The organism is Serratia sp. S4, assembly GCF_000347995.1.
Taxonomy (GTDB): Bacteria; Pseudomonadota; Gammaproteobacteria; order Enterobacterales; family Enterobacteriaceae; genus Serratia; species Serratia quinivorans.
Map to the genome: position 1 here is coordinate 3,940,058 of NZ_KB661120.1, position 13,256 is coordinate 3,953,313.

10 protein-coding genes are annotated in these 13,256 nt (G+C 57.0%); 3 read left to right on the forward strand and 7 right to left on the reverse strand.

Going from position 1 to position 13,256, the window contains the following annotated elements; genetic code table 11:
• Window positions 1-56: 56 nt before the first annotated feature.
• A complete protein-coding gene (locus SERS4_RS0119080; RefSeq protein ID WP_017893672.1) occupies window positions 57-890 on the reverse strand; it encodes an enoyl-CoA hydratase/isomerase family protein in 834 nt (277 codons plus the stop codon).
• A 126-nt stretch (window positions 891-1,016) separates the two neighbouring features.
• On the opposite strand from SERS4_RS0119080, the gene SERS4_RS0119085 reads away from it, so the two are divergent.
• Complete coding sequence (locus tag SERS4_RS0119085) at window positions 1,017-1,391, forward strand: helix-turn-helix domain-containing protein (RefSeq protein WP_017893673.1); 375 nt, start codon at window positions 1,017-1,019, stop codon at window positions 1,389-1,391.
• A gap of 11 nt (window positions 1,392-1,402) precedes the next feature.
• On the opposite strand, the gene SERS4_RS0119090 is transcribed toward SERS4_RS0119085, so the two are convergent.
• The 4 genes from SERS4_RS0119090 to guaB all read right to left on the reverse strand — a co-directional run bounded on the left by SERS4_RS0119090 (window position 1,403) and on the right by guaB (window position 6,548).
• A complete protein-coding gene (locus tag SERS4_RS0119090) occupies window positions 1,403-1,942 on the reverse strand; it encodes a GNAT family N-acetyltransferase (protein WP_017893674.1) in 540 nt (179 codons plus the stop codon).
• 83 nt (window positions 1,943-2,025) lie between these two features.
• On the reverse strand, window positions 2,026-3,207 hold the full coding sequence (locus tag SERS4_RS0119095; protein ID WP_026142490.1) for an MFS transporter: 1,182 nt from the start codon (window positions 3,205-3,207) through the stop codon (window positions 2,026-2,028).
• Between the two features lie 198 nt (window positions 3,208-3,405).
• Window positions 3,406-4,983, reverse strand: coding sequence for a glutamine-hydrolyzing GMP synthase (gene guaA / locus SERS4_RS0119100; protein WP_012146303.1), 1,578 nt, complete (start codon window positions 4,981-4,983; stop codon window positions 3,406-3,408).
• A 101-nt stretch (window positions 4,984-5,084) separates the two neighbouring features.
• Window positions 5,085-6,548 (reverse strand): IMP dehydrogenase, encoded by a 1,464-nt coding sequence (gene guaB, locus SERS4_RS0119105; RefSeq protein WP_012146304.1) that lies wholly within the window; start codon window positions 6,546-6,548, stop codon window positions 5,085-5,087.
• Between the two features lie 170 nt (window positions 6,549-6,718).
• On the opposite strand from guaB, the gene xseA reads away from it, so the two are divergent.
• Entirely contained in the window at window positions 6,719-8,095 is a 1,377-nt protein-coding gene (gene xseA / locus SERS4_RS0119110) for an exodeoxyribonuclease VII large subunit (RefSeq protein WP_026142492.1), read from the forward strand.
• Between the two features lie 6 nt (window positions 8,096-8,101).
• Here xseA and SERS4_RS0119115 read toward each other — a convergent pair whose 3' ends face one another.
• The gene (locus SERS4_RS0119115; RefSeq protein WP_017893677.1) at window positions 8,102-10,468 is read right to left on the reverse strand and encodes a TIM-barrel domain-containing protein; all 2,367 of its coding nucleotides are present in this window, start codon (window positions 10,466-10,468) and stop codon (window positions 8,102-8,104) included.
• An 11-nt stretch (window positions 10,469-10,479) separates the two neighbouring features.
• Window positions 10,480-11,787, reverse strand: a complete 1,308-nt coding sequence (locus SERS4_RS0119120) for an MFS transporter (protein WP_017893678.1) — start codon at window positions 11,785-11,787, stop codon at window positions 10,480-10,482.
• 365 nt (window positions 11,788-12,152) lie between these two features.
• Here SERS4_RS0119120 and SERS4_RS0119125 point away from each other — a divergent pair, with 365 nt between their 5' ends.
• Window positions 12,153-13,235: a LacI family DNA-binding transcriptional regulator gene (locus SERS4_RS0119125; RefSeq protein WP_017893679.1), complete on the forward strand. Its 1,083-nt coding sequence runs from the start codon at window positions 12,153-12,155 to the stop codon at window positions 13,233-13,235.
• The last annotated feature ends 21 nt before the right edge of the window (window positions 13,236-13,256 follow it).

Genomic DNA, 13,256 nt, shown 5'->3' on the forward strand with positions numbered 1-13,256 from the left:
GAACCCATGCCGGAATTCCGTTTCCCCATGGGTCCGATTTCAGGAGTGGCATTCCTTTAGATCTCGAGGCCGCGCAGCAGGCCCTCAAGGTTGCGCTCGCCAATCCGGGTCTGGGCACCTGCCTTCAATCCGCCCCGAATGAGTTTTTCTGCTGCGGGCCGTGCGAACAGCCCAGCCCAGGCATCGTGCTCACGATAAAAGCCTTCCCGCAGATCTGGTGCAGGCATCGCCTGTTTGGCCGCCGCAATAACGCCCTCGGGCAATGCCGCAATGTTGCGAGCCAACCGATCGACGAAATCATCGAGTTCGGCAGCAGGTAATGCACGGTTGATCCATCCGTAACGTTCCGCCGTAGCGGCGTCGATCAGTTCGGCACCCAGGATCACTTCAAGCGCACGACCGCGCGTCATCCGGCTGGTCAGATACTGGGTAGCGCCACCGCCGGGCGTGATGCCCATCAAGGCCTCACACTGGGCAAGCCCCGCCAGCCCCTCGGCGGCAAACGCCATGTCGGCCGCCGCAACAAACTCGGCACCACCGCCGCGTGCCAGCCCGGCAAGCTTGACGATCGTGACCTGCGGCTGCTCCCGCAGAAGCTCACCGAATGCCTGGAACGGATTAAGGCCTTCTGGAGCATGGCGTGCAAGCTCATCGAAAGCGTGCGGCTCATCGATTAAGGTCATGTCGACATGAGCAATAAAAAACTCGGTATTTGCGCTCTGGAATACCAACACTCGCGTGTCCGGATCGTCACGAACAGCAACAAGAAAGCGGCTGATCTCCGACATCAAAGACACATCAAGCACGTTGACCGGAGGATTGTCGATCGTGATCGTCGATACGCCATGGTCATGGGAAATACTCAGCCTGCCGAAATCTGTATCTGTCATGTCAATATCCTGGGTGGTGGGGAAGAAAGTGGCACCGGGTTTGGGTGCTGTTCACCGCATGGTATACTTTGCATACCTAGGGTCAATTACGCACTTTAAACATCCCAGGGATGCTGGAGGATACCTATGAACGAGACAGATCCTATCTACCGGGCCGACTGCCCAAGCCGAATCATTCTCGACCAGATCGCGGATAAATGGTCGATGATGGTGCTGGAAGTGCTTCGCGAGCCACGGCGCTTCAACGCGATTAAGCGCCGCCTTGACGGCGTCACTCAGCGCGTACTGACCCAGACACTGCGCAAGCTGGAGCGCAACGGCATGGTAAAACGCAGGGTGTTGGATGGGCGGGTACTGGGCGTCGAGTATTCACTGACCCCACTCGGCCAATCGTTACAGGAGCCGTTTGCAATCCTGTTTAATTGGACGCTGGGGAATATGGAGACGATTCAGGACTGCCAGAAAAAATATGATGAGCAAAGCCAACAGGATGAAAATTGAGGTTGGCAGCCTCAATTCCCCGTGCGATTAATGGCCGCGTACATCCAATAATCTCTGGCCTGCCCGCGCACGCGGCGGTATTGCCTGATTAAACCTTCGCGCTGCATGCCCACTCGCTCCAGGACGGCAATCGACAATATATTGCTATCAAGAACCGTAGCCTGAACACGCTGAAGGCCCAGAACGGTGTGCGTCCAATGAATAACGGCACTCGCCGCCTCAGTCGCCAAGCCCCGGCCACAGTGGCTCGGGTCAAGATCGTAGGCAATTTCCGCCCGGCCATGATCGCGGGATATTTCGTTCAACCCTACCGTGCCGAGCAAACTGTCACTCTGATCCACAATGGCCCAACGAAGCGAGTCTTTGCCTTCGGCATAGTCAGCAATCAACTTTTCGAGGTTTGTCGGGCCGACATCCCCCCAGCTGGTATGTTCAATCACGCCAGGTTTACTCAAATACGCCGACCACGCATCAACATCGTCTAATCTCAGCGGCCTTAATGACGCGTAAAGCTCTTCAGGCAGTGGTATTCGTGTTGGCAATGTCGTCATCAAACCTCCGGCGGATTTTTCAAAACCTGGCGGTCTAGCTAACCGCCGTTGCAGAAATATAACGTACTGTAATTTAGGCGCGATTACGAGGAAACAGGTTCTGTTCGAGATCGTGGAATCGAGGCCATCATCAGAATAATGGCAGGGACAACCACTACACCGGCTGACAACATGGCACCTTTAAAGCCAGCTACACTCAGCGCCTCCCCGCCAATAATCACACCCAGACCAATCGCGCTGTTCAATACAGCCGTATGGATCGCGGTTGCCGGTACAGTGTGATCACCGGCAATCCTCAATACCCAGGTCTGCAGACCTGTAAACAAAGCGGAAATGGCCACGCCCCAAATCACCAGCAAGATCACTACGGCCACAATACCCAGTGGCGGGCCGTAGATGCCTAAAGTCACCAAGGCCAGCGCCATCACCATCAACGCCACCAGAATGAAAACCTTTAAGTAGCGATCGATAAAGAGTGCACTCAGCAAGTTACCCAGGAAACCGGCTGCCCCAAAGGCAAACAACAAGGCAGCAATCAAGTACGACGTCATGCCCGGTACCTGGCCAATAAAAGGTTCGACAAAGGTATAGGCACAAAAATGCGCGGCCGCCGTCAGTCCGGTAATGACATACGTAATCAAGAGATCCTTACGGCGCAGTACCACCGCGAATCCGACACCTTTGGCTAGAGAATGAATGTGCATAGTAGGTAGCACCAACACCATAGCACCGGCACTGACGACACACAGCAGGGCCAGGCATAGAAAGGCCGTGCGCCAGCCATCGTATTGGCCAACCAGGTTGATCAGCGGGACGCCCATAACCGTAGCAATGGTGATGCCCCCCAAAACAATCGAGGTGGCGAGCCCCATTCGGTGTGTCGGCACAATATGCGCGGCAGTGGCAGCCACGATGGCCCAGAACACGCCATGGGCCAATGCACCGACGGCGCGGGCACCGAGCAACATAGAGAATTCGGGGGATAACGCCACCAGGCCGTTAGAGACGGCCAGTATAAACATCAATGCGATCAACAGTGCCTTGCGCGGGATCCAACGGTTTAACCAGTTTGATAATAGGCCGCTGGCAGCACCGATCCATGCATATAACGTTACTGTCAGCCCAATGGTTGATGGATCTTGATTCAGGTCGTTTGATAGCTGCGATAACAAGCCAATGGGAGCGAATTCGGAGGTCACCATAGTGAACGAAGCCACACACAACACACTGACCGCACACCATATCCGCAAAGTTGAGTTGGGCATCTGTCCATTCCTGTTTATGACGGAGCCATTGTGAGTCCTCCTGCGAGGATACCCTGACTCGTAGCGGCTACCATGCCACAAAAAAGTGGTGCTTGGCGATGCCAAATATTGCCAGGCTGCGCCGGAAAAAAGACAAAAAAAAGCCCGCTTTTACGCGGGCTTGGTTATGTTCTTCGCTAGTTGCTGTCGAACGTCAAATCATTCCCACTCAATGGTAGCCGGTGGCTTGCCGCTGATGTCATAAACTACACGGGAAATGCCGTTCACTTCGTTGATGATGCGGTTGGAGACGCGGCCGAGGAAATCATACGGCAGGTGCGCCCAATGCGCGGTCATAAAGTCGATGGTTTCCACTGCGCGCAGTGAAACAACCCAGTCGTATTTACGGCCATCGCCCATCACGCCAACGGAACGTACCGGCAGGAACACGGTGAATGCCTGGCTGACCTTGTTGTACAGATCGGCCTTGTGCAATTCTTCAATGAAGATGGCATCAGCGCGGCGCAGCAGGTCGCAATACTCTTTCTTCACTTCGCCCAGCACGCGCACGCCCAGACCTGGCCCCGGGAACGGGTGGCGGAACAGCATGTCGTACGGCAGGCCCAGTTCCAGGCCAATTTTGCGCACTTCGTCTTTGAACAGCTCTTTCAGCGGTTCGACCAGGCCCAGCTTCATCTCTTTCGGCAGGCCGCCCACGTTGTGGTGCGACTTGATCACGTGTGCTTTGCCGGTGGCAGAAGCGGCGGATTCAATCACGTCCGGGTAGATGGTGCCTTGCGCCAGCCATTTAACTTCAGATTGCTTGCAGGCTTCTTCGTCGAACAGCTCAACGAACACGCGACCAATGATTTTGCGCTTGGCTTCCGGCTCGTCAACACCGGCCAGGGCGCTCAGGAAGCGATCTTCCGCCGCCACGTGAACGATGTTCAGGCCGAAGTGGTCACCAAACATTTCCAGTACCTGTTCGGCTTCGTTCAGGCGCAACAGGCCGTTGTCGACAAACACGCAGGTCAGGCGTTTGCCGATGGCACGGTGCAGCAGCATCGCGGTAACGGAAGAATCCACGCCGCCGGACAGGCCGAGGATCACGTGATCTTCACCTACCTGCTGACGAATACGTTCTACCGCATCTTCAATGATGGTCGCCGGGGTCCACAGGGCTTCACACTGGCAGATATCCAGCACGAAACGCTCCAGCATACGCTGGCCCTGACGGGTGTGGGTTACTTCCGGGTGGAACTGCACGCCGTAGAAGCGTTTTTCTTCGTTGGCCATAATGGCAAACGGGCAGGTATCGGTGCTGGCAACGGTCACGAAGTCGGCCGGGATAGCGGTCACTTTGTCGCCGTGGCTCATCCACACGTCCAGCAGCGGTTTGCCGGCCGGGCTCAGTGCGTCTTCGATGTCGCGCACCAATGCGCTTTCGGTGGTGATTTCCACCTGGGCATAACCGAACTCACGCTCGTTGGAACCTTCTACCTGGCCACCCAACTGCATCGCCATGGTCTGCATGCCGTAGCATACGCCCAGCACCGGGACACCGGCGGTGAACACGTATTCTGGCGCGCGCGGGCTGTTGGCTTCGGTGGTGCTTTCCGGGCCGCCGGACAGGATGATGCCGCTTGGATTGAATTCGCGGATTTGCTCTTCGCTAACGTCCCAGGCCCACAGCTCACAGTAAACGCCGATTTCGCGCACGCGGCGTGCTACCAGTTGAGTGTATTGCGAACCAAAGTCCAGAATCAGGATGCGATGCTTATGGATATTTTTTGTCATGTGAGGCGAATTCCAGCAACAGAGAAAAAGAGCGAAAATAGTGTTTTCGGGGTGAAGCGTTACGCCCCACCCCGGCTTCTCCCGCAGGAGAAGTTAAAGCATTAACCCATGCGGTAGTTCGGTGACTCTTTGGTGATGGTCACATCGTGCACGTGGCTTTCCTGAATGCCGGCGCCGCTGATGCGCACAAATTCAGCCTTGGTGCGCAGCTCGTCGATGGTGCCGCAGCCGGTCAGGCCCATGCAAGAGCGCAGACCGCCCATTTGCTGGTGAACAATCGCTTTCAGCATGCCTTTGTAAGCCACGCGGCCTTCGATACCTTCCGGCACCAGTTTGTCGGCGGCGTTATCGGTCTGGAAGTAACGGTCGGAAGAGCCTTTGGACATCGCGCCCAGTGAACCCATACCGCGATAGGATTTGAACGAACGGCCCTGATACAGCTCGATTTCGCCCGGAGATTCTTCGGTACCCGCCAGCATGGAGCCGACCATCACACAGGATGCACCAGCCGCGATGGCTTTGGCGATGTCACCGGAGAAACGGATGCCGCCGTCGGCGATAACCGGAATACCGGTGCCTTCCAGCGCTTCAACCGCGTCGGCGATAGCGGTGATCTGCGGTACACCAACGCCGGTAACGATACGAGTGGTACAGATGGAACCAGGACCGATACCCACTTTAACTGCGCTAACACCGGCATCAGCCAGCGCTTTGGCGCCTGAAGCGGTCGCGACGTTACCGCCAACGATCTGCAGATCCGGGTATTTGGCGCGGGTTTCACGAATGCGCTGCAATACGCCTTCGGAATGGCCGTGGGAGGAGTCAATCAGCAGGACGTCAACGCCGGCAGCGACCAGCGCATCAACGCGCTCTTCGTTACCTGCACCGGCGCCAACCGCAGCACCAACGCGCAGACGGCCATGCTCGTCTTTACAGGCATTTGGCTTGCGTTCCGCTTTTTGGAAGTCTTTGACGGTGATCATGCCCAGCAGATGGAACTGGTCGTCTACCACCAGCGCTTTCTCTACGCGTTTTTCGTGCATTTTCTGCAGCACGACTTCACGCGCTTCACCTTCTTTCACCGTAACCAGGCGCTCTTTCGGCGTCATCACGGCGGTAACAGGCTGGTTCAGATCGGTGACGAAGCGAACGTCACGGCCGGTAATGATGCCGACCAGTTCGTTTTCTTCGGTCACGACCGGGTAGCCGGCAAAGCCGTTACGCGCGGTCAGTTCTTTCACTTCTTTCAGGGTGGTAGTCGGAGTCACGGCCTGTGGATCGGTGACCACGCCGCTTTCATGTTTTTTCACGCGGCGGACTTCTTCAGCCTGACGCTCGATGGACATGTTTTTGTGGATGAAGCCTAAACCGCCTTCCTGCGCCAGCGCGATAGCCAGATTGGCTTCGGTAACGGTGTCCATGGCTGCGGACAGCATAGGGATATTCAGGTGGATGGTTTTGGTCAATTGGGTGCCGAGCTCAGCGGTATTAGGCAGAACCGTAGAGTGAGCTGGAACCAGGAGAACGTCGTCGAATGTCAGTGCTTCTTTTGCGATGCGTAGCATGGGCAATATCTCACCAGAGTGGGCTGTGAAAAAGATAAAATATTGCCGCGGCATTATACAGAGCGTAATCGGTTGCCTCCAGTACTTTCGCACAAAAACTCTTGATTACCTTTTTCAGCCATGTAGTATCGACCAATTAAGTGCTTGTTTTGAAATTTGATCTGGGTCACATGTCGCTACCTGTTTCGCCGTCTATTTTTACCGTAAGCCGCCTGAATCAGACGGTTCGACAGCTGCTGGAAATGGAAATGGGCCAGATTTGGCTCTCCGCCGAGATTTCCAACTTCTCCCAACCCTCTTCCGGCCACTGGTATTTCACGCTGAAAGACGATCGGGCGCAGGTGCGTTGCGCGATGTTCCGCAACACTAACCGCCGCACCACTTTCCGTCCGCAGAATGGCCAACAGGTCCTGGTTCGTGCCAGCATTACGCTGTATGAACCCCGCGGCGACTACCAACTGATTGCCGAAAGCATGCAGCCTGCCGGTGACGGCCTGTTGCAACAGCAGTTCGACCAGTTGAAACAGCGCCTGAGCGCCGAAGGCCTGTTCGACCAACAGTTCAAGCAACCCTTGCCCAGCCCGGCCAAACGCGTCGGGGTTATTACCTCCGCCAGCGGTGCGGCGCTGCACGATGTGCTGCAGGTGCTGCAACGGCGTGATCCTTCACTGCCTATCATTATTTACCCTACTTCGGTGCAGGGCGCAGAAGCGCCATTGCAGATTGTGCGCGCCATCGAAACGGCTAACCGTCGCGACGAGTGTGACGTGCTGATCGTCGGCCGTGGTGGCGGTTCGCTGGAAGATCTGTGGAGTTTTAATGACGAACGCGTGGCGCGGGCAATTTTCGCCAGCCGCATTCCGATCGTCAGCGCCGTCGGCCATGAAACCGACGTCACCATTGCCGACTTTGTCGCCGACCTGCGTGCACCAACCCCTTCCGCCGCCGCCGAACTGGTCAGCCGCAATCAGCTGGAGCTGCTGCGCCAGTTGCAGTCCCAGCAGCAGCGGATGGAAATGGCGATGGATTACTACCTGGCACAGCGCCAGCAGCAGTTCACCCGTATCAACCACCGTTTGCAGCAACAGCATCCGCACCTGCGCCTGGCGCGTCAGCAGACGCTGTTGTTCAAACTGCAGCGCCGGCTGGAAGATGGTATGCAGAACCAACTGCGAGTCTCTTCACGCCGCGGCGAGCGGGCGCAACAGCGCTTGGCGCAGATGCAGCCACAGGCACGCATTCATCGCTATCAGCAACGCGTGCAGCAGCAGGAATACCGTTTGCAGCAGGCGCTGGAGCGGCGGCTCAACGCCTGGCGTCAACGCTTTGGTGTGGCCTGCAGCCAGCTTGAGGCGGTCAGCCCGCTGGCAACGCTGGCGCGTGGCTACAGCGTGACGCAAACGCCACGCGGCGAACTGCTGAAAACCACCAAACAGGCACAGGTGGGTGAACTGCTGAAAACCCGTCTGCAGGATGGCTGGGTGGAAAGCGAGGTGAAAACCATCACCCTGGCCAAAAAGCCGCGCAAAAAGCGCGCGGCTGAATAATTCCGCTTATTCCAGCGTAAAACTGTTGCCGGGCGCGCCGTTGATCCACAACTCGCGCGCTTCTCCGGCAGGCAAGCAGAAGGTCAGGGTTCGCCATGCCGGTTTAAAGCGGCCCTCGGTGGTGATATTCAGCGTGATGCGCTGATTGTCACTGAGCATCTCCCAGCGCAGCCACAGCGCGTCGCCCTGCTGCCAGCCATAACTCTCGCCGTCATCTTCGAATAACAGCCCAGAAGCGCTGCCACAGCCTTTTAGCGGGTACAACTTAAGCTCACGTCGATCGTCCGCCGTTACGTCAACATGCGCCAGGCGGGATGACAACGGCAATGCCGCACCGGCACGCACCAGCAGCGGCAAGCGCTCCAGCGGGGCTTCCAGCACCACCGTCTGGCCGCCACTGAACCACTGGCCGCTGTAGAAGCAATACCAACCATCGCCGTTATCCGGCAGATACACCGGCCGCTGGCGTTGCCCCTGCTCCACTACGTTGGCCACCAGCAGATCGCGACCAATCATAAAATCATCGGTTTCTTTCAGGGTCTGTTCGTCATGCTCATGGTCGAGGAAGGTCGGGCGCAGCATCGGCTCATCGTCGGCACTGGCCTGCCACAGCAGGGTGTAGAAATACGGCATCAACCGGTAACGCAGGTTAATCGCCTCGCGTACCGCCGGGGTGGCGGCCGGATACATCCAGGGTTCGTTAACCGTGGCGTCGTCGTTCCAGGAGTGAATGGTAAAACGCGGATGCATCACGCCGTTTTGCACCCAGCGCACCAGAAGCTCGGCGTCCGGCTTGTCACCGGAGAAACCGCCGACGTCGTGCCCCAGGTTATACAGGCCAGACAGGCTCATGCCCAACCCCATACGGATGTTGTAACGCAAAGTCTGCCAGTTGGTGCGGTTGTCGCCGCTCCAGGTCTGCACATAGCGCTGCATACCGGCGCAACCGGAGCGCGAGATCAGGTAGGGCCGCAGCTCGGGAGCAAAGCGTTGCTGAGCCTCCATTGAAGCGCGCATCATCAGTAACGGCATCACCGGGCGGATATGCTTGATGGCGATAGGCGTGCCAAAACCGTGGCAACGCGCCTCTCCGTCCCACACTTCGTATTCGTTATTGTCATTCCAGGTGGAATCAATGCCCATCTCCAGCAGCTGCTGCGTCACGCCCTGTTGCCACCATTGCACCGCCGCCGGATTGGTGAAGTCGAGGTGCGAACCTTCGTCGTCCCAAAAGCTGGAGCGCTCCGGCCGATCACTTTCGGAATCCCGGATAAACAACCCCTGCTCCGCCGCCTGCTGATACTGCGGATGATCCTGCAACAGGCACGGCTTGATGTTGGCCGCCAACTTTAACCCGGCGTCGTGAAACGCCTGGCTCAGTAGCTGAGGCTGCGGCACCTTGTCGTAGTTCCAGTTGAATACATAGCGCTTGTTGCCGATCGAGGTATAACCCGACGACAGTTGGAAGGAGTCGCAGGGAATATCATGCTGGCGACAGAGCTGAATAAACTGCTGTAGCTGCTGCTGGGCGTCCGGCGCATCGGTGTAATGCATGGTGGAACCGCTGTAGCCCAGGCTCCATTTTGGCCCAAAGTGAGTCTTGCCGGTCAGGCGTACAAACGCCTTGGTCACGTCCAGCACTTTGGGGCCGAGGAACAGGTAATAATCCAGATCCCCCGCTTCGGCCTGATAGCGGCGATAGGCCAGATGGTAGTTATCGATCTCATTGCCCAGATCCAGCCAGCAACTGCTCAGGTTGTCGTAAAACAGCCCGAAACTGGCCTCTTCCCCACGGGTGATGGTGAAAGGAATGTGCTTGTACAGCGGATCGGTGCTGGCGGCGTTGTAACCCATCGCGTCCAGGTTGCGCATTTCAAAGCGGCGGCCGCTGCGTTCCAAATCACCGGCCTTCTCACCCAGACCATAGTACCGCTCGGCGGCCTGACGGCGCTGGTAGTGGGCCACGCCATCACCGTGCGGGTTCAGCAGATAAGCGCTGGTTGGCCGATCGGCGGCTAGCGGACGCCATTCACCGGCGGCGTTGCAGTGCTCCCACTCCAGCCACAGCGGCTGATGCACGGTAACGCGCAGTGCAGACGTCGTCACCACCAGCCGATCCTCATGTTGCTGCAACTGATAACCCGGCAGGCCGAAGCCGGCCACGCTCAAGCGATCACGCCCTTCCCAGGGCACGTCACTTTCCGGCGCAATGCTCCAGGTGCGATCCAGCGCCAACTCGCCATTGCGTTTAATCAACACGCGGAACAGGCTGTTTTCCAGCACGTACAGGCAGAACAGGTGACGTTCATCGACCAACAGCTCAATGCGATCGGCATACTGACCGGCCAACGTCCAATTTTTTAAGGTTTTCATAGGCATCCAACTTAACTATTAAGTGTTTTTTTACCGCCACGTTCGGCGATCAAGGCAATCAGGAATACGGCGCCGATCAGGTCGAAGAAGCCCATGGCGATAAACAGCGGGTTGAAGCCGACGGTGTCGGAGACCGCGCCGATCAGCAGCGTGAACAGGAAGCTGGCGATCCAGGCGCTGGAGCCGCGCATGCCGTTGACCGTCGCTACCTGATTTTTATCGAATGATTCCACCACCAGCGCGCTGAGCATGCAGGAGATCACCTGATGGCCGAAACCGCCGATCGAGATCAGAGCGATCGCCACATAGGGATCTTTGGTGATCGCGACGAACGCCAGCGAGACCATCATGAATGCGCCGGTGACCGAGCTGGCAACCACCGAGTTGACGCGGCTGCAGCCGAACCATTTACGGTACAAAGTGGTGAGATAGCCGCTGGCGACGCTGCCGATGTCCGCCGCCAAAAACGGCAGCCAGGCAAACATGGCGATGTGTTTTAAATCCATGCCACGTTCGGTGGCCAAATACAGCGGCACCCAGAAACTGAATACCGCCCAGGCCGGCTCGGCGAGAAAGGCCGGAATGGCAATGCCGTAGAACTTTTTGTTGCGGCAGAGAATGGCCAGCGATTTGAAGAATGGCAGTCGGGGTAACTCCGGCTCGTTATCTTCGCGGATCAGATCCAGCTCCTGCTGGCTCAGATTGGGGTGCTGCTGCGGCGAGTGGTAGAACCGCCACCACAGCACCACCCAGAGCAGCGCCAGCGCGCCGGAAAACAGGAAAGCGCCCTGCCAGCCAAAGGAGACGTGGGCAATAACAATGATCGGCGGTGCCAGCATGGCGCCAATAGAAAACCCGACGCCCGCCCAACCGGCGGCGATGGGCCGTTCCTTCTTCGGGAACCAGTCGGAAATCGCCTTGGCGTTGGCTGGCGTAGCCGCTGCTTCTGCCCCGCCCATAAAGAAGCGCAGGATCGCCAACTGCACCCAGGTGCCGGCCCCGGCATGCATCATGCAAACCACCGCCCAGATGCTGGCGCAGATCAGGAACCCCATCTTCAGGCCAATCACATCGATCAGCCAACCGCAGATCGGCTGAAACACCGTATAGGCCAGTTGGAACGATGCCACCACCCAGGAATACTGCTCGGTGGTCATGTTCAGACTGGTTTTCAGCTCAGGTGCCAGGATGCCCAGCGAGTTACGAGTGATGTAGTTAACCGTGACACCCAGCAGAAACAGCGCCAGCATCCACCAGCGCAGTGATTTAAATTTACGCCGGCCGCTGTCGACGACCCTTTGATTAATTTCCACACTCATCTGTCTTCTCTCCACGACGGCTGCCCGGTGACACAGCGCGCTTTTTGGTAGGGTACGTTTGGTTGGCGAAGGTATGGGTGGTGTTAAATTGCATTATGCTTGCCAGAAGCAGGCGCATGTCCTTCACAACCACATGATTTATTTTCATTTTATTTATAATTCAGCCCATTAATTGGACTGATAAATCTATAAAGTTGGTATACCAATTCAGACTAGCCAGCCGGAAGCGTGAGCGAAACGTGGTTTTTTGCAAAAATTTTCATACGAAGGATAAAAGCTCGCCATAATGGCCACCGAAACCTGACAGTACGCTGAAAAAATGCAGTGAAAATATTTTCATCACCAAATTTGAAGGAGATCACAGAATGAACGGAAAGCTGAAAATACAGGAGATCGCCCACCAAACCGGGTTGTCGATCAGCACCGTTTCACGCGTTTTAGCCGGCAAATCCAATACCAGCGCCGAAGCACGCCAGAAGGTGCTGGCCTGCGCCCAACAGAACGGCATTCTGCAAGGGATTTCCAGCGGTCGACTGATGTTGAACAGCGTGATGGTCTTCGCGCCACAACGCGCCTTTGACGTACGTACCGATATTTTTTACTACAAGGTGATCCAGGGCATCACCGCTGCGCTGGCAGAACATGAGGTGCGTATTCGCTATTGCGGGCTTGAGGAACTGCACAGCGACGGCGCGCTGTTTTTGGAAAAGATGAGCGATCCGCAGACCCAGGCGGCGCTGATTATCGGTATCGATGACGAGCATATCCACCAGTTAGCCGCCGATCTGAATAAACCCTGCGTACTGATTAACTGCAGCGACCGGCAAATGCGGCTCGATAGCGTGTCACCCGATCATCAGCTGATTGGCGAGTTCTCTGCCAATTACCTGTTCCAGCAGGGGCACAGCCATATTCTGAACCTGCAGTGCCTGCGTCGGCACACCATGGAGCTGCGGCTGGCGGGCATTAAACAAGCCTATGCGCGGCACAACATCGCCTTTGACGAGGGTCGCCATTTGGTCACCACCTCCGGTTTCGGTAGCGAAGAGGCCGAACAGGCGCTCACTACCTTTATCAACCGGGTCAGTCAGCGCTCACAACTGCCGACGGCCATTCTTGCCGGTGGCGACTATATGGCGGTCGGCGCGGTCAAGGCACTCAACAAATTGCAGTTGAGCGTGCCAGGCGATATTTCGGTGATGAGCACCGACGGTTTTAATCTGGCGGAAATTCATGACGTGCCGCTCACCTCGGTACACGTGCCGCGCGACGAGTTGGGCTATGAGGCCATTCAGCTACTGCAACGCCGCATGCTGCGCGCCGATGCGCCCCCGTGCAACCTGCTGCTGCACGGCAAGCTGGCGGTTCGCGCCTCGGTCAAACGCGTCAGCCCCCATAAAACCAGCCCGGCGGTAAGCACTCACGATCACCGTCTTTACGATGTCTGAACTACACTTAGTGGCGGAATC

Coding starts and splice junctions, on each gene's coding strand:
- xseA (WP_026142492.1), top strand. CDS start 6,719: ATGTCGCTACCTGTTTCGCCGTCTATTTTTACCGTAAGCCGCCTGAAT.
- SERS4_RS0119125 (WP_017893679.1), top strand. CDS start 12,153: ATGAACGGAAAGCTGAAAATACAGGAGATCGCCCACCAAACCGGGTTG.
- guaB (WP_012146304.1), bottom strand. CDS start 6,548: ATGCTACGCATCGCAAAAGAAGCACTGACATTCGACGACGTTCTCCTG.
- SERS4_RS0119090 (WP_017893674.1), bottom strand. CDS start 1,942: ATGACGACATTGCCAACACGAATACCACTGCCTGAAGAGCTTTACGCG.
- SERS4_RS0119120 (WP_017893678.1), bottom strand. CDS start 11,787: ATGAGTGTGGAAATTAATCAAAGGGTCGTCGACAGCGGCCGGCGTAAA.
- SERS4_RS0119080 (WP_017893672.1), bottom strand. CDS start 890: ATGACAGATACAGATTTCGGCAGGCTGAGTATTTCCCATGACCATGGC.
- SERS4_RS0119085 (WP_017893673.1), top strand. CDS start 1,017: ATGAACGAGACAGATCCTATCTACCGGGCCGACTGCCCAAGCCGAATC.
- guaA (WP_012146303.1), bottom strand. CDS start 4,983: ATGACAAAAAATATCCATAAGCATCGCATCCTGATTCTGGACTTTGGT.
- SERS4_RS0119115 (WP_017893677.1), bottom strand. CDS start 10,468: ATGAAAACCTTAAAAAATTGGACGTTGGCCGGTCAGTATGCCGATCGC.
- SERS4_RS0119095 (WP_026142490.1), bottom strand. CDS start 3,207: ATGCCCAACTCAACTTTGCGGATATGGTGTGCGGTCAGTGTGTTGTGT.